The organism is Streptomyces sp. NPDC126499, from assembly GCF_040302485.1.
In the GTDB taxonomy this organism is placed as follows: domain Bacteria; phylum Actinomycetota; class Actinomycetes; order Streptomycetales; family Streptomycetaceae; genus Streptomyces.
This window is the reverse complement of record NZ_JBEOUO010000024.1, coordinates 40,381-62,193: the sequence shown is the minus strand read 5'-3', so window position 1 is coordinate 62,193 and position 21,813 is coordinate 40,381. Positions and strand designations below refer to the sequence as shown.

The following is a 21,813-nucleotide window of genomic DNA, read 5'->3' as shown; positions in this document are numbered from 1 at the left end:
AGGAGCCGCTGGGTGACGAACCTCGACCTGACAACGGACACCGAAGACTCGGGACCCAGCGGTTACGCGGCGGCCCGGCTGCGCCTTCTCACCGAGAAGACGCGGTCCGGGCCGCCGCGCCGTACCGCCCTGGCCCGCCTCACCGACGACTGGCTCGCCGGCCTCCACCAGGCCGCCGGAGCGCCCCCCGGAACCGCACTCGTCGCCGTCGGCGGCTACGGACGCGGCGAACTCTCCCCCCGCAGCGACCTCGACCTGCTCCTCCTGCACGACGGCACCGCCGACGCCCGCACCATCGCCGCCCTCGCCGACCGCATCTGGTACCCGATCTGGGACCTCGGCCTCGCCCTCGACCACTCCGTCCGCACCCCCGCCGAAGCCCGGAAGACCGCCGGCGACGACCTCAAGGTCCAGCTCGGCCTCCTCGACGCCCGGCCCGTCGCCGGCGACACCGCCCTCGCGGGAGCCCTGCGCACCGCCGTCCTCGCCGACTGGCGCAACCAGGCCCCCCGCCGCCTGCCCGAACTCGACGCCCTGTGCCGCGAACGCGCCGAACGCTCCGGCGAACTCCAGTACCTCCTCGAACCCGACCTCAAAGAGGCCCGCGGCGGCCTGCGCGACGCCCAGGCCCTGCGCGCCGTCGCCGCCTCCTGGCTCGCCGACGCCCCCCGCGAAGGACTCGACGACGCCCGCCGCCGCCTCCTCGACGCCCGCGACGCCCTCCACCTCGCCACCGGCCGCGCCACCGACCGCCTCGCCCTCCAGGAACAGGACGCCGTCGCCGCCGAACTCGGCCTCCTCGACGCCGACACCCTGCTGCGCGAGGTGTACGAGGCGGCCCGCACCGTCTCGTACGCCTCCGACGTCACCTGGCGTGAGGTCGGCCGGGTCCTCAAGGCCCGCTCCGCCCGGCCCCGCCTGCGCGGCCTCCTCGGCGGCCGCAACGGAGGCCGCAACGGTGGCCTCATCGGCGGCGGAAAACCGCCGGTGGAACGCACCCCGCTCGCCGAAGGCGTCGTCGAGATGGACGGCGAGGCCGTTCTCGCCCTCAGCGCCCGACCCGAACGCGACCCCGTCCTGCCGCTGCGCGCCGCCGCGGCCGCCGCCCAGGCCGGCCTCCCGTTGTCCCTGCACGCCGTACGCCGCCTCGCCGCCACCGCGAGGCCCCTGCCCGTCCCCTGGCCCGCCGAGGCCCGCGAGGCCCTGGTCACCCTCCTCGGCGCCGGCGAACCCGCCGTCCCCGTCTGGGAGGCCCTGGAGGCCGAAGGACTCGTCACCCGGCTCCTGCCCGACTGGGAACGCGTCCGCTGCCGCCCCCAGCGCAACCCCGTCCACACCTGGACCGTCGACCGGCACCTCGTCGAGACCGCCGTCCGCGCCGCCTCCCTCACCCGCCGCGTCAACCGCCCCGACCTGCTGCTCGTCGCCGCCCTCCTGCACGACATCGGCAAGGGCTGGCCCGGCGACCACTCCGTCGCCGGCGAGACCATCGCCCGCGACCTCGCCACCCGCATCGGCTTCGACCGCGCCGACGTCGCCGTCATCGCCACCGTCGTCCGCCACCACCTCCTCCTCGTCGAGACCGCCACCCGCCGCGACCTCGACGACCCCGCCACCGTCCGGACCGTCGCCGCCGCCGTCGGCACCCTCGGCGCCCTCGAACTCCTCCACGCCCTCACCGAGGCCGACGCCCTCGCCACCGGCCCCGCCGCCTGGTCCTCCTGGCGCGCCTCCCTCGTCGCCGACCTCGTCAAACGCGTCGCCGGCGTCCTCGCGGGGGAGGAGCCGCCCGACCCCGAGGCCGCCGCGCCCAGCGCCGAACAGGAACGGCTCGCCATCGAGGCGCTGCGCACCGGCGAACCCGTCCTCACCCTGCACACGCACGAGACCCCGTACGCACCCGAACCGGCGGCCCCCGACCCCGACGCGCCCGAACCCGTCGGCGTCGAACTCCTCGTCGCCCTCCCCGAGCGGCCCGGCGTCCTGCCCGCCGTCGCCGGCGTCCTCGCCCTGCACCGCCTCACCGTCCGCGCCGCCGAACTCCGCGCCATCACCCTGCCGGCCGGACTCGGCCGCGGCCCCGTCCTCGTCCTCGACTGGCGCGTCGCCGCCGAATACGGCTCGCTCCCCGAGGCCCACCGCCTGCGCGCCGACCTCGTCCGCGCCCTCGACGGCTCCCTCGACATCCCCGCCCGCCTCGCCGAACGCGACGCCGCCTACCCCCGCCGCCGAGGCGTACAGGCGCCACCACCCCGCGTCACCGTCGCCCCCGCCGCCTCCCGCCACGCCACCGTCATCGAGGTCCGCGCCCAGGACGCCCCCGGCCTCCTCCACCGCATCGGCCACGCCCTGGAGGGCGCCGACGTCCGCGTCCGCAGCGCCCACGTCTCGACCCTGGGCGCGAACGCGGTCGACACCCTGTACGTGACCCGGCCGGACGGCTCACCCCTGTCGGACGAGGAGGCGACGGACGTGGCGAAGGCGGTGGAGGGGGCGCTGGGGTAGCCCGTGCCCTTCGGGCCGCCCGGTCGTTGAGCACGGGTGCTCCCCGCGCAGGCGGGGGTGATCCCAGGATGTCGTCAGGGCTGACGGCTTCGCGGATGTGCTCCCCGCCCCCGCGGGGATGTGCCCCGCTCGCCCGATCCGGTGGGCGGGGGCCATTACTTTGCCGGGCCGGATACCCTGGAGGGCGATTCTCCGCCCCCTACCCCAAGGACCGACGAGCGCCGTGTTCGATACTCTCTCCGACCGCTTGGCGAATACCTTCAAGACCCTCCGGGGTAAAGGCCGCCTGACCGAAGCCGACATCGACGGCGCGGCCCGGGAGATCCGCATCGCGCTGCTTGAGGCGGACGTCGCTCTCCCGGTCGTCCGGGAATTCATCAAGCAGGTCAAGACCCGCGCACTCGGGGCGGACGTTTCCAAGGCTCTCAATCCGAGCCAGCAGTTCATCAAGATCGTCAATGACGAGCTGATCACGATCCTCGGTGGCGAGACCCGCCGCCTCCGGTTCGCCAAGACCGCGCCCACCGTGATCATGCTCGCCGGTCTCCAGGGTGCCGGTAAGACCACCCTCGCCGGAAAGCTCGGCCTCTGGCTCAAGGGTCAGGGCCACTCCCCGCTGCTCGTCGCCTGTGACCTCCAGCGGCCCAACGCCGTCAACCAGCTCTCCGTCGTCGCCGACCGCGCGGGCGTCGCCTTCTACGGCCCGCAGCCCGGCAACGGCGTCGGTGACCCGGTCCAGGTCGCGAAGGACTCGATCGAGTACGCCCGGTCGAAGATGTTCGACGTCGTCGTGATCGACACCGCCGGCCGCCTCGGCATCGACGCCGAGATGATGCAGCAGGCGGCGGACATCCGTGACGTCACGTCGCCCGACGAGATCCTCTTCGTCGTCGACGCCATGATCGGTCAGGACGCGGTCAACACCGCCGAGGCCTTCCGCGACGGCGTCGGCTTCGACGGCGTCGTGCTGTCCAAGCTCGACGGCGACGCCCGCGGTGGTGCCGCGCTCTCCATCGCGCACGTCACCGGCAAGCAGATCATGTTCGCCTCCAACGGCGAGAAGCTGGACGACTTCGACGCGTTCCACCCGGACCGCATGGCGTCCCGCATCCTCGGCATGGGCGACATCCTGTCGCTCATCGAGAAGGCCGAGCAGACCTTCAGCCAGGAAGAGGCCGCCAAGATGGCCTCCAAGCTGGCGTCCAAGAAGGGCCAGGAGTTCACGCTCGACGACTTCCTCGCCCAGATGGAGCAGGTCCGCAAGATGGGCTCCATCTCCAAGCTCCTCGGCATGCTGCCCGGCATGGCCCAGATGAAGGAGCAGATCAACAACATCGACGAGCGCGAGGTCGACCGCGTCGGCGCGATCATCAAGTCGATGACCCCGGCCGAGCGCCAGGACCCGACGATCATCAACGGCTCGCGCCGCGCCCGTATCGCCAAGGGTTCCGGCGTCGAGGTCAGCGCCGTGAAGGGCCTGGTCGAGCGCTTCTTCGAGGCGCGCAAGATGATGTCGCGGATGGCGCAGGGCGGCGGCATGCCCGGCATGCCGGGGATCCCGGGCATGGGCGGCGGCCCCGGCCGGCAGAAGAAGCAGATCAAGCAGGCCAAGGGCAAGCGCAAGAGCGGCAACCCGATGAAGCGGAAGGCCGAGGAGCAGGCCGCGCAGGCGAAGCGGGAGCAGGCGCAGGCCGGCGGCGCCTTCGGGCTGCCGGCGGCGGGCCAGGGGCCGGGCGACTTCGAGCTCCCGGACGAGTTCAAGAAGTTCATGGGCTGAGACCCAGGGGGCGCGCTAAAGGCGTCCGTACGAGCGAGGGCCCGGGGCGGTGCGCAACCGCCCCGGGCCCTCTCGCATCCCGTTCATCCCTGTTCATCCCCTTCATCCCCATAGATCGTCCGTAATGCCGGGAATGCGCCACTCTTCGATACTGGGGCCACTGCTGTCCCGAGGAGAGCCCGTGGCCAACCCCGTACCCCCGCGCGACCGGACCGACCAGCCCTGGCGCTCGGAAGGGGCGCCGCCCCCGCCGGCGAAGAGGAAGATGCCCGGCGGCTGGGGCGGCCTCATCCTCACCGCGCTCGCCGTCTACCTCATCGCCAACATCGTGCTCTCGTTCTTCAACGAGGGCGACGGGCCGACGATCTCGTACACCGAGTTCGACAAGCAGGTCGCCGCCGGCAACGTCACCAAGATCTACTCCAAGGGCGACGCCATCCAGGGCCAGCTGAAGACCAAGCAGCCCGTCCCCGACGGCGAGGGCGACTACACGAAGTTCACCACGCAGCGGCCCGCCTTCGCCGACGACGACCTGTGGGCCCAGCTCACCCGGCAGAACGTCGTCGTCACCGCCGAGCCGGTCGTCCAGGAACGCAGCTTCCTGTCCAACCTGCTGATCTCGCTCGCCCCCATGCTGCTGCTCGTCCTGCTGTGGGTGTTCATCGCCCGCCGGATGAGCGCCGGCCTGGGAGGCGCCGGCGGCATGCTCGGCCGCAAGGCCCCGCCGAAGCCGGTCGAGCTGGAGAGCGGCAAACGCACCACCTTCGAGGACGTCGCCGGCATCGACGAGGTCGAGGGCGAGCTCAACGACGTCGTCGACTTCCTGAAGAACCCCGGCGCCTACCGCGAGCTCGGCGCCAAGATGCCCCGCGGCGTGCTGCTCGCCGGCCCGCCCGGAACCGGCAAGACCCTGCTCGCCCGCGCCGTCGCCGGAGAGGCCGGGGTGCCGTTCTTCTCCGCCTCGGCCTCCGAGTTCATCGAGATGATCGTCGGCGTCGGCGCGTCCCGGGTGCGCGAGCTGTTCGCCGAGGCCCGCAAGGTCGCCCCCGCCATCATCTTCATCGACGAGATCGACACCATCGGCCGGGCCCGCGGCGCGGGCGCCGGCATGGGCGGCCACGACGAACGCGAACAGACCCTCAACCAGATCCTCACCGAGATGGACGGCTTCACCGGCTCCGAAGGCGTCATCGTCCTCGCCGCCACCAACCGCGCCGACGTCCTCGACCCCGCCCTGACCCGGCCCGGCCGCTTCGACCGGATCGTCCACGTCAACCCGCCCGACCGCGGCGGCCGCGAGGCCATCCTGCGCATCCACACCCGCGAGATCCCCCTCGCCAAGGACGTCGACCTCGCACACGTCGCCAAGACCACCCCCGGCATGACCGGTGCCGAACTCGCCAACCTCGCCAACGAGGCCGCCCTCCTCGCCGTGAAGCGCCGGCAGAAGGCGGTCAGCCGGTCCGACATCTCCGACGCCCTGGAGAAGGTGCAGCTCGGCGCCGAACGGCCGCTGGTCATGCCGCCCGAGGAACGGCGGCGCACCGCGTACCACGAGAGCGGCCACGCCCTGCTCGGCATGCTCCAGCCCGGCGCCGACCCCGTCCGCAAGATCACCATCGTGCCGCGCGGCCGGGCCCTCGGCGTCACCCTGTCCACCCCGGAGTCCGACAAGTACGCCTACACCGAGGACTACCTGCGCGGCCGGATCATCGGCGCCCTCGGCGGCATGGCGGCCGAACAGGTCGTCTTCGGCGTCATCACCACCGGCGCCGAGAGCGACCTGGAGCAGGTCACGAAGATCGCACGCGGCATGGCGGGCCGCTGGGGCATGAGCGAACGCGTCGGCCGGCTGACCGCGATCCCCGGCGACGGCCAGCAGGCGTACGGCCTGTCGGCGGCGCCCGCCACCCTCGACACCGTCGACGAGGAGATGCGCCGCATCGTCGACGAGTGCTACGAGAGCGCCCTGCGGCAGCTGCGCGAACACCGCGACAAGCTCGACGCCCTCGCCGAGGCCCTCCTGGAGAACGAGACCCTGGAGGAGGACGCGGCCTACCGCGCGGCGGGCATCCCCCGCCGCGCGGAGGAACGACCCGCCGGACGTACGGAGGCGGGTCCGGCGGGCGCGGGCGGTACGGACGGCCGATCGGTGGACGCGGGTGGTACGGACGGCCGACCGGCGGACGTGGGCGGTACGGACGGCGGCCCGGCGGACGGCGGACCTGGCCCCGCCGGACCGACGGACGCCGGACGGCCGGACGCCGGACCGAGGGACGGCGGTGGCCCTGCCTGACCCGGCCCTGCCTGACCCGGCCCCGCCGGGCCCCCGCCCGCCGGGCCTACGGGACCCGGGCGATGACGTACCGGAAGACGTTCGGCATCCACACCGTGCCGTCGGGGCGCAGATACGGTTCGAGCGCCTCCCTGAGCTCCTTCTCCACCTGATCGGGGTCCGTGGCCCGCACGGCCGCGTCGAACTCGCCCGTGGACAGCAGCCCCCGCACCGCGCTGTCCGCATCCGCGTAGCCGAACGGGCACGCCACCCGACCCGAGCCGTCCGGGCGCAGCCCCGCCGCCACGACCGCACCGTCCAGGTCCTCCCGGGGCGCCGGCCGCCAGCCCGTCAGCCGCGCCGCGACCCCCAGCACCGACGTCGTCGCGCACCGCTCCGGCGGTCCCCAGCCGGCGAGCACGATCGCCGCGCCGCGCTGGGCCGAACGGGTGAGGGCGGCCGGCTCCCGGCCGAGCCCCGCCGTCCCGTGGAAGGCCGTGATCACGTCGTACGGGCCGTCCTGCGGCAGGTCCGCCGTGAACGGCGTCCCCTCCGGCAGACGTTCCCTGGCCAGCGCCACGCGCGCGTGGTCCCGGTCGACGCCGGCCACCCGCGCGCCCCGGCCCGCCGCCATCAGCAGCGCGAGACCCGAGCCGCAGCCGAGGCCGAGCACCCGTGACCCGGCGCCCACGCCGAGCCGGTCGTACACCGCCTCGTAGAGCGGCACGAGCATGCGTTCCTGGATCTCGGCCCAGTCGCGCGCGGGATGGTGCGGGACGAGCGTAGGTGTCATGGAAAGCGCCCCAATCCGTGCCTGGACGACAACCCCCCGTAGCCAGGGAACTGCGCATCCGCGCCCCCGTCCAGTGCTCGGGCCGGACGACTCCGCGCCACTTCCGACGGGATTCGGCCGGGGGAGGGGGGTGGTGCCCGAGTTCGGGCAGGGACCCGGTACTGTCCGTCCCACCGTCGTCCCGCCGTCCCGGCGCACGTGAACCGGCCGCGGGTGGGCCGTCGGGGTGTATGCGCCGCTGTGCACCAGCTCCGGTCACATCCGTACCGACTGACGGGTACGTGCAAAATATTTGGGTTGCCCCGGAATGGAACCCGGAGGGGATCCGGCTCGTTGTACCCGACGTGAGCACGACACCACCTGTTCTCGCCGCAGAGCTGGCACAGGCGTGGGCCGACATTCAGCGGCACCACCCCGAGCTGCCGGACCTTGCCGCGCCCGAGTCCCTGATCGGAGAGTCCTCGTCCGCCTGCGGCGCCGAGCTCTCCTTCGAGCGACTGCTCCACGAGGCAGTCCACGGCATCGCCGCCGCCCGAGGAGTCCGCGACACCTCACGCGCCGGCCGCTACCACAACCGCAGATTCCTCGCGATCGCCGAGGAGCTGGGCCTGGACCATCCCGAGGAACCGCACGCCAGCAGCGGCTTCTCCCTGGTCACCCTGAACGCGGAGGCCAGGCGCCGCTACCGCCCCACCATCGAGCGGCTCCAGCGCGCCCTCAAGGCGCACACCGTCGCCACGGCCGCCGACACCAAGCGCTCCTTCCGCGGACCGGCCGCCCGGCACGGCTCCTCGGGCGGCGGCGTGCGCGTCAAGGCCGTCTGCGACTGCGGACGCAACGTGCGCGTGGTCCCCTCGGTGCTCGCCCAGGCCCCCATCGTCTGCGGCGGCTGCGGCAAGCCCTTCCGCATCCCGGAGACGGTGGGCGCCGCGAGCTGACCCCGCGGCGTGTGGCACAATGGCTAGCTGTACTCGACAGTCGCACAGGACCCCTCTCTCCTCCGACTGACGCGTCCATCGGGCACCCGAGTACCGCAACCCCACGTGGCATCTCAAGTGCCCAACCACGTCAAGACCAGGAGACACCACTCCAGTGGCAGTCAAGATCAAGCTCAAGCGCCTCGGCAAGATCCGCCAGCCGCACTACCGCATCGTCGTCGCCGACTCCCGCACCCGCCGGGACGGTCGTGCGATCGAGGAGATCGGCCTCTACCACCCGACGTACAACCCGTCGAAGATCGAGGTCGACTCCGAGCGTGCGCAGTACTGGCTGTCCGTCGGCGCCCAGCCGACCGAGCCGGTTCTCGCCATCCTGAAGCTCACCGGCGACTGGCAGAAGCACAAGGGCCTCCCCGCCCCGGAGAAGCCCCTGCTCGCCCCGGCGACCAAGGAAGCCAAGCGCGCCACCTTCGACGAGTTCGCCAAGGCGCTCGAGGGTGACGACACCAAGGGTGAGGCCATCACCCCGAAGGCCAAGAAGGCCGACAAGAAGGCGGACGAGGCTGAGGCCGAGTCCACCGAGTCGACCGAGGCCTGACCATGCTCGAGGAGGCTCTCGAGCACCTCGTGAAGGGCATCGTGGACAACCCCGACGACGTGCAGGTCGCCTCGCGCAACCTGCGCCGCGGTCGCGTGCTGGAGGTTCGGGTGCACCCCGACGACCTCGGCAAGGTGATCGGCCGCAACGGCCGCACCGCGCGTGCGCTGCGGACCGTCGTGGGCGCCATCGGCGGCCGTGGCATCCGCGTCGACCTCGTCGACGTGGACCAGGTCCGCTGAAGTTTGACACCGGCACGGGCCGGGGAGGGCTGACCGCCCACCCCGGCCCGTTGCCGTACGACAGGAGAGATCACCAGTGCAGTTGGTAGTCGCACGGATCGGCCGCGCCCACGGCATCAAGGGCGAGGTCACCGTCGAGGTGCGGACCGACGAGCCCGAGCTGCGGCTCGGACCCGGCGCCGTCCTGCACACCGACCCGGCCTCCGTCGGGCCGCTCACCATCGAGACCGGCCGGGTGCACAGCGGCCGGCTGCTGCTCCGCTTCGAGGGCGTCAAGGACCGCAACGCCGCCGAGGCCCTGCGCAACACCCTCCTCATCGCCGACGTCGACCCCGACGAACTGCCCGAGGAGGAGGACGAGTACTACGACCACCAGCTCGTCGACCTCGACGTCGTCCTCGCCGACGGCACCGAGATCGGCGTGATCTCCGAGATCTCCCACCTGCCGTCCCAGGACCTGCTCATCGTCGAGCGTCCCGACGGCACCGAGCTGATGGTCCCCTTCGTCTCGCAGATCGTCACCGAGATCGACCTGGAGAACCAGCGCGCCGTCATCGCCCCGCCGCCGGGCCTGATCGACGACACCCAGGCGGTCGTCGCCTCCGCGCGCGACGCCGAGGCGGAGGCTGAGGCCGGGGCCGGGGCCGGGGCCGGGGAAGCCAAGGCGGAGCTCGCCTCTCCCGAGGCTGAGCCCGCCGCTTCCGAGGTCGAGGCTTCGGAGCCCGCTGCCTCGCAGCCCGCCGACGGTGAGGGCGACGCGCAGAAGGACGCCTCCTGATGCGCCTCGACGTCGTCACGATCTTCCCCGAGTACCTCGAACCGCTGAACGTCTCGCTCGTCGGCAAGGCCCGCGCCCGCGGCCGCCTCGACGTGCACGTCCACGACCTGCGCGACTGGACCTACGACCGGCACAACACCGTCGACGACACCCCGTACGGCGGCGGACCCGGCATGGTCATGAAGACCGAACCCTGGGGCGACGCCCTCGACCAGGTCCTCGCCGACGGTTACGAGGCCGGCGCCCACGGACCGGTCCTCGTCGTCCCCACCCCCAGCGGCCGCCCCTTCACCCAGGAGCTCGCCGTCGAGCTCTCCGAGCGGCCCTGGCTCGTCTTCACGCCCGCCCGCTACGAGGGCATCGACCGCCGCGTCATCGACGAGTACGCCACCCGGATGCCCGTCTACGAGGTGTCCATCGGCGACTACGTCCTGGCCGGCGGGGAGGCCGCCGTCCTGGTCGTCACCGAAGCCGTCGCCCGGCTCCTGCCCGGCGTCCTCGGCAACGCCGAGTCGCACCGGGACGACTCCTTCGCCCCCGGTGCCATGGCCAACCTCCTGGAGGGGCCGGTCTACACCAAGCCCCCCGAGTGGCGCGGCCGCACCATCCCCGACGTCCTCCTCAGCGGGCACCACGGGAAGATCGCGCGCTGGCGGCGGGACGAGGCCTTCCGCCGCACCGCCGCCAACCGGCCCGACCTCATCGAGCGCTGCGACCCCGCCGCCTTCGACAAGAAGGACCGCGAGATCCTCTCCATGCTGGGCTGGGCCCCCGAGCCCGGCGGCCGATTTTGGCGCAGGCCCGAGGCCGTGGAAGAATAGGCCGCTGTCGTACGTCCGGCGCGCGCCCCTGCCACAGGGGGGACGACGCCCGCCACAGACGCACGGCGCTCACCCATCATCACTCGTACGTTCCGCTGATGACCTGTGGCATCAGCGAGGAAAGAGACCTCCATGGCCTCCCTGCTCGACCAGGTCAACTCCGCCTCCCTGCGGTCCGACGTCCCGGCGTTCCGCCCCGGCGACACCGTGAACGTCCACGTTCGCGTCATCGAGGGCAACCGCTCCCGTATCCAGCAGTTCAAGGGCGTCGTCATCCGCCGCCAGGGCTCGGGCGTCTCCGAGACCTTCACGGTCCGCAAGGTCTCCTTCTCCGTCGGCGTCGAGCGCACCTTCCCGGTGAACAGCCCGATCTTCGAGAAGATCGAGCTCGTCTCCCGCGGTGACGTCCGTCGCGCCAAGCTCTACTACCTGCGTGAGCTGCGCGGCAAGGCCGCCAAGATCAAGGAGAAGCGCGACAACTGAGCTCCGGCCCACAGGGTGGCGGGATAGGCTCTGCCCCCGATGGACACCGAAGCACAGCACACGGAGCGCGATCGCTCCTCCGGCGAGGAGGAGCGGTCGCGCTCCGCGCGCGTTTCCGGGACGGACGGCGGCTCGGAGCTGAGGCGGGCCGGTGACGCGGGCTCCGGGGCGGACGGCGACGCGGGGTCGGGACAGGCCGGTGACGTGGCCTCCGGACCGGCCGACGGCGCGGGCTCCGGACGGGGCGGCGACGAGGCCGCGTCGGACGGTGCGGGGGGCGCGTCCTCCGGATCACTGACCTGGCGCCGTACGGGGTTCATCGGCGGCGCCTGCATGGTGTTCCTGCTGCTGTTCAGCCACTTCGTGCTGCAGCCCTTCCTGATCCCCAGCAGCTCCATGGAGCCCACCCTCCAGGTCGGCGACCGGATCCTGGTCAACAAGCTGGCGTACCGTTTCGGCAGCGAGCCGCGCCGCGGTGACGTCGTCGTCTTCGACGGCACCGGGTCCTTCGTCCAGGGCCCGACCGCGGGGAACCCGGTCGGCGGCCTGCTGCGGGACGCCGCGGCCGCCCTCGGCCTCGCCGAACCCGCCGAGACCGACTTCGTCAAGCGGGTCGTCGGCACCGGCGGCGACCGGGTCGTCTGCTGCGACAAGGACGGCCGGGTCACCGTCAACGGCGTGCCCGTGCCCGAGACGTACGTGATGCTGGGCGACCGTCCCTCCGACGTGCCCTTCGACATCGTCGTGCCCGACGGCACCCTGTGGGTGATGGGCGACCACCGCAGCCAGTCCAGCGACTCCCGCGACCACCTCGGCCGGCCCGGCGGCGGCATGGTCCCCGTCGACAAGGTCGTCGGTCGCGCCGACTGGATCGGCTGGCCCGTCGGCCGCTGGTCCACCGTGCCCGGCACCGACGCCTTCGACGCCGTACCGGAACGGACCACCGGCGGCCATGGGTAGGCGGGGCAAGGCCCCCGCCGGCCGCCGGGCCGCCGAGGCCCGCCCCCGCGCGGGCCTGGCCGGCGGTGAGGGCCGGCGGGCCCGCGACGGCAGACGGGCCGGTGGCGAGAGCCCCACACCGCCGCCGGGCCGGGCCGAGCGGCGCAGACTCGCCCGCAAGGTCAAGCGGCGCCGGCGGCGTTCCGCCGTCACCGAGATCCCGCTCCTCCTCACCGTCGCCGTCCTCATCGCCCTGGCCCTGAAGACCTTCCTCGTCCAGGCCTTCGTCATCCCCTCCGGCTCGATGGAACAGACCATCCGGATCGACGACCGGGTGCTCGTCGACAAACTGACACCCTGGTTCGGGGCCACCCCGCAGCGCGGCGACGTCGTCGTCTTCAAGGACCCCGGCAACTGGCTCCAGCAGGACCCCGCGCCGCCCGCCGACGACCCCGTCGGCGTCAAGCAGCTCAAACAGTTCCTGACCTTCATCGGACTGCTGCCCTCGGCCGACGAGCAGGACCTGATCAAGCGGGTGGTCGCGGTCGGCGGGGACACCGTGAAGTGCTGCGGCAAGGACGGCAGGCTCACGGTCAACGGCGTACCGCTGGACGAACCGTATCTGCACCCCGGGAACAAGCCGTCGACGATCCCCTTCGAGGTGAAGGTCCCGCCGGGAAGGATCTTCGTCCTCGGCGACCACCGGTCCGACTCCGCCGACTCCCGCTTCCACCTCGACGAGAAGGACCACGGCACCGTCTCCGAGGATCAGGTGGTGGGCCGGGCCGTCGTCATCGCCTGGCCCGTGGACCACTGGCGGCGCCTGGAGGACCGGTCGACCTTCGCTTCCGTCCCGGACGGCGGCGCGGTGCGCGCGGCCGAGGCGCAGGGCCTGTCGCATAGTGTGTCCCAGCGGAACACGAACGGATTGCCCTGGCTCCCGACCCCTGCGGAACTTCTGCTCGTTATGGGAGTGGTGGGCCTGTCCCTGTCCTGGGACGGGCGATTGCACGGAGTGAGGAGTGGATGTGGGGGATTTGGCCGTCGGCGCACGGTCCGGACACGGCGAGCCCGAGAAGAGGCCCGAGCGGCCCGCACCGGCGGCGGCCATGACGGATGACTCCACGGGCCGTCAGGACCCCGATCCGCGCTCCGACCAGCGCCCGGACCCCCAGGGCCCGGGCGCCGAGGGCCGGGACGCCGAGGGCCGGGACCAGGGCCGGGACCAAGGCCGGCAGGCCGGTTCCGGCGCGTGGCACGGCGGCGGCACCGGATCCGGCGGCGGCACCGGACCCGGTGGCGGCGACGGGCAGGGTGAGGGGGAGGGGCACGGCGACGGCGGTGCCGGCGCCACCGGCCGTGACGGTCATGACGGCCGGGACGGCCGCGACGATCATGACGGCCGTGACCCCCGCAGGCCGCGTTCCTTCTGGAAGGAACTGCCCCTCCTCATCGGCATCGCGCTCGTCCTGGCGCTGCTGATCAAGACCTTCCTCGTGCAGGCGTTCTCCATCCCCTCCGACTCGATGATGAACACCCTGCAGCGCGGCGACCGGGTCCTCGTCGACAAGCTCACCCCGTGGTTCGGCGCCGAGCCCGAGCGCGGCGAGGTCGTCGTCTTCCACGACCCGGGCGGCTGGCTCGAGGAGAGCAAGGCGCCCGAGCCGAACGTCCTGCAGAAGGTCCTCAGCTTCATCGGCCTCATGCCGTCCGCCGAGGAGAAGGACCTGATCAAGCGGGTCATCGCGGTCGGCGGCGACACCGTCTCCTGCAAGGAGGGCGGCAAGGTCGCCGTCAACGGCAAGGAGCTGGACGAGAGCGCCTACCTCTTCCCCGGCTCGGTGCCCTGCGACCCCGCCTTCGGCCCGGTCAAGGTCCCCGACGGCCGCATCTGGGTCATGGGCGACAACCGGCAGAACTCCCTCGACTCCCGCTTCCACATGGAGCTCCCCGGCGGCGGCACCGTCTCCGAGGACGAGGTCGTCGGCCGCGCGGTCGTCATCGCCTGGCCGGTGACCCGCTGGGCCACCCTCCCGGTCCCGGACACCTTCGACCAGCCCGGCCTGAGCCAGGCCCTCGCCGTCGCCCCCGGCGCCGCCGGTCTCGCCGGCGCGCTCCCGCTGGTGCTGTGGCGGCGCAAGCGCCGCACCCCGCGTGAGACGGCGGGCTCCACCCGTACCGCCGGGTAGCGACCCGCGGGTAGGGTGCCGTCCCGGACCGTCGCACGGACGGCCCGCGGATCCTCCGAGGTGCCCATGAGCGTCGACACGGACGACACCAGAGACACGAGCGAGACGAGCGGCGGGAGCGGCACGAGCGGCGGGAGCGGCGCACCGCGTACGAAGAAGACCGGCCGCGGCCGCCTCGGGAGCGTCCTGTCGGGGCTGGCCGTGGCCGTCGGATGTGTGCTCTTCCTCGGCGGATTCGTCGTCGCGGCCGTGCTCTACCAGCCGTTCTCCGTGCCCAGCGACTCCATGACACCGACCCTCGACGTCGGCTCCAAGGTGCTCGCCCAGCGCGTCGACGGCGCCGACGTGAAGCGCGGCGACATCGTCGTCTTCCAGGACCCGTTGTGGGGCGACGTCACCATGGTCAAGCGGGTCGTCGCCGTCGGCGGCGACACCGTCGCCTGCTGCGGCGCCGACGGGCGCCTCACCCTCAACGGCACACCCGTCGACGAACCGTATCTGCCGGCCGGAAAACCCGCCTCGGGGCAGAAGTTCTCGGTCACCGTGCCGGCCGGGAACCTCTTCCTGCTCGGCGACGAGCGGCACACCTCGATGGACTCCCGCGCCCATCTCCAGGAGGCCGGGCGGGGCTCCGTACCGCGCTCGGCCGTCGTCGCCCGCATCGACGCCGTCGCCTGGCCCGCCAAGGGCGTCGTGGAGCGGCCCGCGCCGTTCGCCGCCCTCCCCGGCGGCATCTCACGCCCCGGCCCCATCACCCTCCTCTTCTCCGCCGCCGTCGCCGGGTGTGTACTGATCCTGGCCGGAGCGGCGTACGGGCCGGTGGCCCGGGCACTCGGGCGGAAGGCGAGCGCATGAGAGAAGCGGAACAGGACCGCCCCGAGCAGGCGGCGCGGGACGCCGGCCCGTACGCGAAGGGCGGCGGGGCGGAGGGCGGGGAGGCCCCGGCCGCGGCTGCCTCGACCGCGGACGCCCCGACCGTGGCGCCGCGGCGGGTGGCACGGGTCGTGCTGCTCGACCCCGACGACCGCATCCTGCTCCTCCACGGCTACGAGCCCGACGACCCCGCCCAGACCTGGTGGTTCACACCCGGCGGCGGCCTGGAGGGCGAGGAGAGCCGCGAGGAGGCCGCGCTGCGCGAGCTCACCGAGGAGACCGGCATCACCGACGTCGAACTCGGGCCGGTGCTGTGGCGGCGCTTCTGCTCCTTCCCCTTCGACGGCCGCCGCTGGAACCAGGACGAGTGGTACTACCTGGCCCGCACCACACAGACCGCCACCGCCCCCGCCGCCCTCACCGAACTGGAGGCCCGCAGCGTCGCGGGGCTGAGGTGGTGGACCTCCGCCGAACTGTCGGCGGCCCGTGAGACGGTGTACCCCAACAGACTGGCCGAGCTGCTCCAGACGCTGCTCGACGAAGGACCTCCGAGCGTGCCGCTCGTTCTCGCCCCCGAAATCGTTTAGGGGCCCGGACGACTGGCGCACAATAGGGGGACGCACGGCTGAAGGGGAACATGCCATGAGCGCCGAGGACCTCGAGAAGTACGAGACCGAGATGGAGCTGAAGCTCTACCGGGAGTACCGCGACGTCGTCGGGCTGTTCAAATACGTGATCGAGACCGAGCGGCGCTTCTACCTCACCAACGACTACGAGATGCAGGTGCACTCCGTCCAGGGCGAGGTCTTCTTCGAGGTCTCCATGGCCGACGCCTGGGTCTGGGACATGTACCGGCCCGCCCGCTTCGTCAAGCAGGTCCGCGTCCTGACCTTCAAGGACGTGAACATCGAGGAGCTCAACAAGAGCGACCTCGAACTCCCCGGCAGCTGAGGACACGGCCGCAGCAGGAACCGCAGCCCGAACTGCTCCAGGGACCAGGACCGGCCCCGGAATCGAAACCGAAACCACCCGCAAGGGTGGCCCGGTTATCCACAGCGGGCCGCCTGTCCACAGGCCCGCACACGCTCCGTCGCGGTGCGTCACAGTCGGTGCCGGAGGTGGTACCGAATGAACACCACGACAACCGCCCACGGAGCCCTCGGACGGTACGGAGAAGAACTCGCCGCCCGCCGGCTCACCGCCACCGGACTGCACGTCCTCGCCAGAAACTGGCGCTGCGGCCGCTCCGGAGAGATCGACATCGTCGCCCGCGACGGCGACACCCTCGTCATCTGCGAGGTCAAGACCCGCCGCGGCGGCACCTACGAACACCCCATGGCCGCCGTCACCCCACGCAAAGCCGAGCGGCTGCGCCGCCTCGCCGCCTGCTGGCTCCACCGCCACGGCGGCCCACCCCCCGGCGGAAGCGTCCGCATCGACCTCGTCGGCGTCGTCCTGCCCCACCGCGGCGCACCCGTCGTCACCCACGCCCAAGGGGTGGCCTGATGGGATTCGCCCGCACCTGCTCCGTCGCCCTCGTCGGCGTCGAAGGCGTCGTCGTCGAGGTCCAGGCCGACCTGGAAGCCGGAGTCGCCGCCTTCACCCTCGTCGGCCTCCCCGACAAGAGCCTCACCGAAAGCCGCGACCGCGTCCGCGCCGCCATCGTCAACTCCGACGCCGAATGGCCCCAGAAGAAACTCACCGTCGGCCTCAGCCCCGCCTCCGTCCCCAAAGGAGGCAGCGGCTTCGATCTCGCCGTCGCCGCAGCAGTCCTCGGCGCCGCCGAACGCATCGACCCCCGCACCATCGCCGACCTCGTCCTCATCGGCGAACTCGGCCTCGACGGCCGCGTCCGGCCCGTCCGCGGCGTCCTGCCCGCCGTCCTCGCCGCCGCCGACGCCGGATACCGGCAGGTCGTCGTCCCCGAACAGACCGCCGGCGAAGCCGCCCTCGTCCCCGGCATCTCCGTCCTCGGCATCCGCAGCCTGCGCCAGCTCATCGCCGTCCTCACCGACGAACCCGTCCCCGACGAAGAACCCCGCGAAGAAGGCCGACCCGACCCCATGCTCGCCGGACTCCTCGTACCCGGCGCCGGAGTCGGCACCGGACTCGCCGCCGACCCCGCCGACGGACCCGACCTCGCCGACGTCGCCGGACAGCACACCGCCCGCCGCGCCCTCGAGATCGCCGCCGCCGGCAGCCACCACCTGATGCTGTCCGGCCCACCCGGAGCAGGCAAGACCATGCTCGCCGAACGCCTCCCCGGCATCCTGCCGCCCCTCACCCGCCACCAATCCCTCGAAGTCACCGCCGTCCACTCGGTCGCCGGCATCCTCCCGCCCGGCGAACCCCTCGTCCACCGCCCGCCCTACTGCGCACCCCACCACTCCGCCACCATGCAGTCCCTCATCGGCGGCGGCAACGGACTACCCCGCCCCGGCGCCGTCTCCCTCGCCCACCGAGGCGTCCTCTTCCTCGACGAAGCCCCCGAGTTCTCCTCCAAAGCCCTCGACGCCCTCCGACAACCCCTCGAATCCGGCCACGTCGTCGTCGCCCGCGCCGCCGGCGTCGTCCGCCTCCCCGCCCGCTTCCTGCTCGCCCTCGCCGCCAACCCCTGCCCCTGCGGCCGCCACACCCTCCACGGCGCCGGCTGCGAATGCCCCGCCTCCCTCATCCGCCGCTACCAGGCCCGCCTCTCCGGCCCCCTCCTCGACCGCGTCGACCTCCGCGTCCAGGTCGAACCCGTCCACCGCTCCGACCTCCTCGGCCACGGCGGACGCGGCGAACCCAGCACCACCGTCGCCGACCGCGTCCGCGAAGCCAGGGCCCGCGCCGCCGCCCGCCTCGACGGCACCCCCTGGACCGTCAACAGCGAAATCCCCGGACACGAACTGCGCACCCGATTCCTCGCCCGCCCCGGCGCCCTCGCCGCCGCCGAACGCGACATCGAACGCGGCCTGCTCACCGCCCGGGGCCTCGACCGAGTCCTCCGCGTCGCCTGGACCGTCGCCGACCTCGCCGGACACGACCGCCCCGAAGCCGACGACATCGCCCTCGCCCTCGAACTCCGCACCGGCATCACCCGAGGCGTCCCCACCGCCGCGGGGGAGTGGCCATGACCACCACACCCCCACACCGCGACGACACCGAACGCCTCGCCCGCGCCGCCCTCACCCACATCACCGAACCCGGCGACGAACACGCCGGCCGCGCCCTCCGCCGCCACGGAGCAGTCGAACTCCTCCGGCTCCTCCGCGCGAGCGACGAAGCACCACACCCCGCCCCCGGGGACACCGCCGACCTCTCCCCCGGCACCGGAGGCACCGCCGACCCCTTCCCCGGCACCGGAGAAGCCCGCATCGCCACCTGGCGACGCCGCGCCCGCACCGCCACACCCGAACGCGACCTCGACCTCATCACCCGAACCGGCGGACACTTCCTCATCCCCGGCGACACCGACTGGCCCACCCAACTCGACGACCTCGGCGACGCCCGCCCCATCGGCCTGTGGACCCGAGGACCCGCCCCCCTCCGCACCTGGGCCCTCCGCTCCGTCGCCCTCGTCGGCGCCCGCGCCTGCACCCCCTACGGCGCGCACACCGCCACCACCCTCGCCGCCGGACTCGCCGAACGCGGCTGGGTCGTCGTCTCCGGCGCCGCCTTCGGCATCGACGGAGCCGCCCACCGCGGCGCCCTCGCCGGCGGCGGCGCCACCATCGCCGTCCTCGCCTGCGGAGTCGACACCCCCTACCCCCGCGGCCACGCCGGACTCCTCGGCCGCATCGCCGAACAAGGCCTGATCATCGGCGAACTCCCACCCGGCGCCCACCCCACCCGCAGCCGCTTCATCCTGCGCAACCGCGTCATCGCCGCCCTCACCCGCGGCACCGTCGTCGTCGAAGCCGAATACCGCAGCGGCTCCCTCGTCACCGCCCGCGCCGCCACCCGGCTCGGCCGCCACACCATGGGCGTCCCCGGCCCCGTCACCAGCGGCCTGTCCGCCGGAGTCCACGAACTCCTCCGCGGCGAGGCCACCCTCGTCACCGACGCCGCCGAGATCATCGAACTCATCGGATCCGTCGGCGACCTCGCCCCGCCCCGCCGCGGCCCCGTCCTGCCCCGCGACCTCCTCGCCCCCGACACCGCCCGCGTCCTCGAAGCCCTCCCCGCCCGCGCACCCGCCTCCCTCACCACCATCGCCACCCGCGCCGGCACCCACCCCGACCACACCCTCGCCAAGCTCTACGAACTCCACTCCCTCGGGTTCGTCGAACGACAACAGGACCACTGGCGGTTGACGAACACCCGCACCGAACCCTCGAACACCCGGCATGGCGGCTGTCGAACCGGCGCAATCGGGTGAAAAGGTGAGGCCGATGAGCAATCGAGTTCTCTCGGCCCCACCCGAGGGGCCGACCCGCGCCACGGCCCCCGTTCGAAGACCTGGACGACGGCAGCCACCCGGACCGGCGCCAACCGCCGATGTTCGCGCACCGCGACAGCCCACTCACGCTACGCTCACGAGGATCCCCCACCCGACGACCGGATCGACCCCTCCGCACCCGACAGCAGAACGGCTCAAGGCAACGCATGCCCCAGCACACCTCCGGGTCTGACCGCGCTGCGGTGCCCCCAGCAGCCCGGGGCACCGTGCGACCACCCGCACCGACCTCGCTCGACGAGCTGTGGCGCTCGTACAAGGACACCGGCGACGAACGGCTGCGGGAACAGCTGATCCTGCACTACTCGCCCCTCGTCAAATACGTCGCGGGACGCGTCAGCGTCGGACTGCCGTCCAACGTCGAACAAGCCGACTTCGTCTCCTCCGGCGTCTTCGGGCTCATCGACGCCATCGAGAAGTTCGACGTCGAGCGGGCCATCAAGTTCGAGACCTACGCCATCACCCGCATCCGCGGCGCCATGATCGACGAACTCCGCGCCCTCGACTGGATCCCCCGCTCCGTACGCCAGAAGGCCCGCAACGTCGAACGCGCCTACGCCACCCTCGAAGCCCAGCTGCGCCGCACCCCCTCCGAGGCCGAGGTCGCCGACGAGATGGGCATCACCCTGGAGGAACTCCACTCCGTCTTCAGCCAGTTGTCCCTGGCCAACGTCGTCGCCCTGGAAGAACTCCTGCACGTCGGCGGCGAGGGCGGCGACCGGCTGTCCCTCATGGACACCCTGGAGGACACCGCCGCCGACAACCCGGTCGAGGTCGCCGAGGACCGCGAACTGCGCCGGCTCCTCGCCCGGGCCATCAACACCCTCCCCGAGCGCGAGAAGACCGTCGTCACGCTCTACTACTACGAGGGCCTCACCCTCGCCGAGATCGGCCACGTCCTCGGCGTCACCGAGAGCCGCGTCAGCCAGATCCACACCAAGTCCGTCCTCCAGCTTCGAGCCAAACTGGCCGACGTGGGCCGCTGACCCGCCCCCGCCCACCGGTCGTACAGTGGAGCCGTGCCAAGGATTCGAGCGGCCTCCGTGGCCGAGCACCGGACGATGCAGCGCGGCGCCCTGCTGGACGCCGCGCGAAGCCTGCTGTCCGAAGGCGGTACGGAGGCGCTGACCTTCCCCGCCCTCGCCGAGCGCACGGGCCTGGCCCGCTCGTCGGTCTACGAGTACTTCCGCTCCCGCGCGGCCGTCGTCGAGGAGCTGTGCGCCGTCGACTTCCCCGTCTGGGCCGCCGAGGTCGAGGCCGCGATGGCCGCCGCCGACACCGCCGAGGGCAAGATCGAGGCGTACGTCCGCAGCCAGCTCCAGCTGGTCGGAGACCGGCGGCACCGCGCGGTCGTCGCGATCTCCGCCGGCGAGCTCGACGACGGAGCCCGCGAGAAGATCCGCGCCGCCCATGGCGGCCTCGTCACCATGATCGTCGACGCCCTCACCGCCCTCGGCCGCCCCCAGCCCCGCCTGGAGGCCATGCTCCTCCAGGGCGTGGTCGACGCCGCCGTCCGCCGCATCGAACTCGGCGCCGCCGAGGACCCGGCGACCATCGCCGACGCGGCCGTGTCGATGGCCCTCGGCGGCATCCGCGGCACCTGAGCCCCACCGCCTCCTGAGCCCCACTCCTCCGGGCCCCTCCCCCCTCCCCCCCCGCCCCCGTCCGTCGTCGTGTCAGTCAGGCGCACCGCCTACCGGGAGCAGGCGGGACGGGGGCGTGCCGAGCAGGCGTAGGGGGTTCAGGTAGGTGTCGCCGCGGAGCAGGCCCCAGTGGAGGCAGGGGCGTGTGCAGTGGCCGCCGGGGGTGACGTGGGCGAGGAGGTCGCCGGGGCGGACGGTGGTGCCGGGTGGGAGGAGGGGGTCGACGGGGACGTAGGTGGTGCGCAGGGGTGGTGCGCCGGTGCCCGTGAGGGTGAGGACGAGGACGCCCTGGCCGCCGACCGGGCCGGCGAAGGTGACGGTGCCGGCGGCGGGGGCGTGGACGGGGGTGCCCGGTGGGGCGGCGAGGTCGATGCCGCGGTGGCCGGCGGCGTAGGGGCCGGGTGGTGGTTCCCAGCCGCGCAGCACGTCGGGGCGGGGCGGGCCGACGGGCCAGACGGCGGTGGCGAGAGCCAGGGGCAGGGACAGCAGGAGTGTCGTCATGGAGTGCATGACGGCAG

The 21,813-nt window shown here is 72.9% G+C and carries 22 protein-coding genes; 20 read left to right on the top strand and 2 right to left on the bottom strand.

The window, feature by feature from the left end; all coding sequences use genetic code 11:
- Window positions 1-12 precede the first annotated feature (12 nt).
- From ABTZ91_RS28165 to ftsH, 3 genes are all read left to right on the top strand, one after another.
- Complete coding sequence (locus ABTZ91_RS28165) at window positions 13-2,505, top strand: [protein-PII] uridylyltransferase (protein ID WP_352080028.1); 2,493 nt, start codon at window positions 13-15, stop codon at window positions 2,503-2,505.
- Between the two features lie 223 nt (window positions 2,506-2,728).
- Window positions 2,729-4,282: a signal recognition particle protein gene (ffh, locus tag ABTZ91_RS28160; RefSeq protein ID WP_352080027.1), complete on the top strand. Its 1,554-nt coding sequence runs from the start codon at window positions 2,729-2,731 to the stop codon at window positions 4,280-4,282.
- A 181-nt stretch (window positions 4,283-4,463) separates the two neighbouring features.
- Window positions 4,464-6,578 (top strand): ATP-dependent zinc metalloprotease FtsH, encoded by a 2,115-nt coding sequence (ftsH, locus tag ABTZ91_RS28155; protein WP_352080026.1) that lies wholly within the window; start codon window positions 4,464-4,466, stop codon window positions 6,576-6,578.
- A 46-nt stretch (window positions 6,579-6,624) separates the two neighbouring features.
- On the opposite strand, the gene ABTZ91_RS28150 is transcribed toward ftsH, so the two are convergent.
- Complete coding sequence (locus tag ABTZ91_RS28150; protein WP_352080025.1) at window positions 6,625-7,350, bottom strand: methyltransferase domain-containing protein; 726 nt, start codon at window positions 7,348-7,350, stop codon at window positions 6,625-6,627.
- A 344-nt stretch (window positions 7,351-7,694) separates the two neighbouring features.
- Between ABTZ91_RS28150 and ABTZ91_RS28145 the strand changes: the two genes are divergently transcribed.
- From ABTZ91_RS28145 to ABTZ91_RS28065, 17 genes are all read left to right on the top strand, one after another.
- Window positions 7,695-8,288 carry a hypothetical protein gene (locus ABTZ91_RS28145; RefSeq protein WP_345485364.1) on the top strand — a complete coding sequence of 198 codons (594 nt, stop codon included), beginning with the start codon at window positions 7,695-7,697 and terminating at the stop codon, window positions 8,286-8,288.
- Between the two features lie 154 nt (window positions 8,289-8,442).
- A complete protein-coding gene (rpsP, locus tag ABTZ91_RS28140; RefSeq protein ID WP_352080024.1) occupies window positions 8,443-8,886 on the top strand; it encodes a 30S ribosomal protein S16 in 444 nt (147 codons plus the stop codon).
- 2 nt (window positions 8,887-8,888) lie between these two features.
- Complete coding sequence (locus ABTZ91_RS28135) at window positions 8,889-9,128, top strand: RNA-binding protein (RefSeq protein ID WP_005311361.1); 240 nt, start codon at window positions 8,889-8,891, stop codon at window positions 9,126-9,128.
- 76 nt (window positions 9,129-9,204) lie between these two features.
- The gene (gene rimM / locus ABTZ91_RS28130) at window positions 9,205-9,906 is read left to right on the top strand and encodes a ribosome maturation factor RimM (RefSeq protein ID WP_352080023.1); all 702 of its coding nucleotides are present in this window, start codon (window positions 9,205-9,207) and stop codon (window positions 9,904-9,906) included.
- A complete protein-coding gene (trmD, locus tag ABTZ91_RS28125) occupies window positions 9,906-10,727 on the top strand; it encodes a tRNA (guanosine(37)-N1)-methyltransferase TrmD (RefSeq protein WP_352080022.1) in 822 nt (273 codons plus the stop codon). Before rimM ends, trmD begins: the two co-directional genes overlap by 1 nt.
- 132 nt (window positions 10,728-10,859) lie before the next feature.
- A complete protein-coding gene (gene rplS / locus ABTZ91_RS28120) occupies window positions 10,860-11,210 on the top strand; it encodes a 50S ribosomal protein L19 (protein WP_128977504.1) in 351 nt (116 codons plus the stop codon).
- Window positions 11,211-11,249: 39 nt separating this feature from the next.
- A complete protein-coding gene (gene lepB, locus ABTZ91_RS28115) occupies window positions 11,250-12,170 on the top strand; it encodes a signal peptidase I (protein WP_352080021.1) in 921 nt (306 codons plus the stop codon).
- On the top strand, window positions 12,163-13,269 hold the full coding sequence (gene lepB / locus ABTZ91_RS28110; protein ID WP_352080020.1) for a signal peptidase I: 1,107 nt from the start codon (window positions 12,163-12,165) through the stop codon (window positions 13,267-13,269). Before lepB (ABTZ91_RS28115) ends, lepB (ABTZ91_RS28110) begins: the two co-directional genes overlap by 8 nt.
- Window positions 13,187-14,338 (top strand): signal peptidase I, encoded by a 1,152-nt coding sequence (gene lepB / locus ABTZ91_RS28105; protein ID WP_407078042.1) that lies wholly within the window; start codon window positions 13,187-13,189, stop codon window positions 14,336-14,338. Before lepB (ABTZ91_RS28110) ends, lepB (ABTZ91_RS28105) begins: the two co-directional genes overlap by 83 nt.
- 66 nt (window positions 14,339-14,404) lie before the next feature.
- Complete coding sequence (gene lepB, locus ABTZ91_RS28100) at window positions 14,405-15,193, top strand: signal peptidase I (protein WP_352080018.1); 789 nt, start codon at window positions 14,405-14,407, stop codon at window positions 15,191-15,193.
- Entirely contained in the window at window positions 15,190-15,798 is a 609-nt protein-coding gene (locus ABTZ91_RS28095; RefSeq protein WP_352080017.1) for an NUDIX hydrolase, read from the top strand. Before lepB (ABTZ91_RS28100) ends, ABTZ91_RS28095 begins: the two co-directional genes overlap by 4 nt.
- A gap of 55 nt (window positions 15,799-15,853) precedes the next feature.
- Window positions 15,854-16,162, top strand: a complete 309-nt coding sequence (locus ABTZ91_RS28090; protein WP_005311352.1) for a DUF2469 domain-containing protein — start codon at window positions 15,854-15,856, stop codon at window positions 16,160-16,162.
- A 177-nt stretch (window positions 16,163-16,339) separates the two neighbouring features.
- Window positions 16,340-16,717 carry a YraN family protein gene (locus tag ABTZ91_RS28085; RefSeq protein WP_352080016.1) on the top strand — a complete coding sequence of 126 codons (378 nt, stop codon included), beginning with the start codon at window positions 16,340-16,342 and terminating at the stop codon, window positions 16,715-16,717.
- Window positions 16,717-18,330, top strand: a complete 1,614-nt coding sequence (locus ABTZ91_RS28080) for a YifB family Mg chelatase-like AAA ATPase (RefSeq protein ID WP_352080015.1) — start codon at window positions 16,717-16,719, stop codon at window positions 18,328-18,330. Before ABTZ91_RS28085 ends, ABTZ91_RS28080 begins: the two co-directional genes overlap by 1 nt.
- On the top strand, window positions 18,327-19,574 hold the full coding sequence (gene dprA, locus ABTZ91_RS28075; RefSeq protein WP_352080014.1) for a DNA-processing protein DprA: 1,248 nt from the start codon (window positions 18,327-18,329) through the stop codon (window positions 19,572-19,574). Before ABTZ91_RS28080 ends, dprA begins: the two co-directional genes overlap by 4 nt.
- 227 nt (window positions 19,575-19,801) lie before the next feature.
- Window positions 19,802-20,638, top strand: a complete 837-nt coding sequence (gene whiG, locus ABTZ91_RS28070) for an RNA polymerase sigma factor WhiG (RefSeq protein ID WP_352080013.1) — start codon at window positions 19,802-19,804, stop codon at window positions 20,636-20,638.
- A gap of 57 nt (window positions 20,639-20,695) precedes the next feature.
- Entirely contained in the window at window positions 20,696-21,256 is a 561-nt protein-coding gene (locus ABTZ91_RS28065) for a helix-turn-helix domain-containing protein (protein WP_345492047.1), read from the top strand.
- 72 nt (window positions 21,257-21,328) lie between these two features.
- Here the strand turns inward: ABTZ91_RS28065 and ABTZ91_RS28060 are convergent, their stop codons facing one another.
- Window positions 21,329-21,805 (bottom strand): M23 family metallopeptidase, encoded by a 477-nt coding sequence (locus tag ABTZ91_RS28060; RefSeq protein WP_352080012.1) that lies wholly within the window; start codon window positions 21,803-21,805, stop codon window positions 21,329-21,331.
- Between the last annotated feature and the right edge of the window lie 8 nt (window positions 21,806-21,813).

Excerpts from the sequence above, each read along its gene's own strand:
- ABTZ91_RS28150 (WP_352080025.1), bottom strand. The coding sequence starts at position 7,350 with ATGACACCTACGCTCGTCCCGCACCATCCCGCGCGCGACTGGGCCGAG.
- ABTZ91_RS28135 (WP_005311361.1), top strand. The coding sequence starts at position 8,889 with ATGCTCGAGGAGGCTCTCGAGCACCTCGTGAAGGGCATCGTGGACAAC.
- trmD (WP_352080022.1), top strand. The coding sequence starts at position 9,906 with ATGCGCCTCGACGTCGTCACGATCTTCCCCGAGTACCTCGAACCGCTG.
- rplS (WP_128977504.1), top strand. The coding sequence starts at position 10,860 with ATGGCCTCCCTGCTCGACCAGGTCAACTCCGCCTCCCTGCGGTCCGAC.
- lepB (WP_352080021.1), top strand. The coding sequence starts at position 11,250 with ATGGACACCGAAGCACAGCACACGGAGCGCGATCGCTCCTCCGGCGAG.
- lepB (WP_352080020.1), top strand. The coding sequence starts at position 12,163 with ATGGGTAGGCGGGGCAAGGCCCCCGCCGGCCGCCGGGCCGCCGAGGCC.
- lepB (WP_352080018.1), top strand. The coding sequence starts at position 14,405 with ATGAGCGTCGACACGGACGACACCAGAGACACGAGCGAGACGAGCGGC.
- ABTZ91_RS28095 (WP_352080017.1), top strand. The coding sequence starts at position 15,190 with ATGAGAGAAGCGGAACAGGACCGCCCCGAGCAGGCGGCGCGGGACGCC.
- ABTZ91_RS28090 (WP_005311352.1), top strand. The coding sequence starts at position 15,854 with ATGAGCGCCGAGGACCTCGAGAAGTACGAGACCGAGATGGAGCTGAAG.
- ABTZ91_RS28085 (WP_352080016.1), top strand. The coding sequence starts at position 16,340 with ATGAACACCACGACAACCGCCCACGGAGCCCTCGGACGGTACGGAGAA.
- ABTZ91_RS28080 (WP_352080015.1), top strand. The coding sequence starts at position 16,717 with ATGGGATTCGCCCGCACCTGCTCCGTCGCCCTCGTCGGCGTCGAAGGC.
- dprA (WP_352080014.1), top strand. The coding sequence starts at position 18,327 with ATGACCACCACACCCCCACACCGCGACGACACCGAACGCCTCGCCCGC.
- whiG (WP_352080013.1), top strand. The coding sequence starts at position 19,802 with ATGCCCCAGCACACCTCCGGGTCTGACCGCGCTGCGGTGCCCCCAGCA.
- ABTZ91_RS28060 (WP_352080012.1), bottom strand. The coding sequence starts at position 21,805 with ATGCACTCCATGACGACACTCCTGCTGTCCCTGCCCCTGGCTCTCGCC.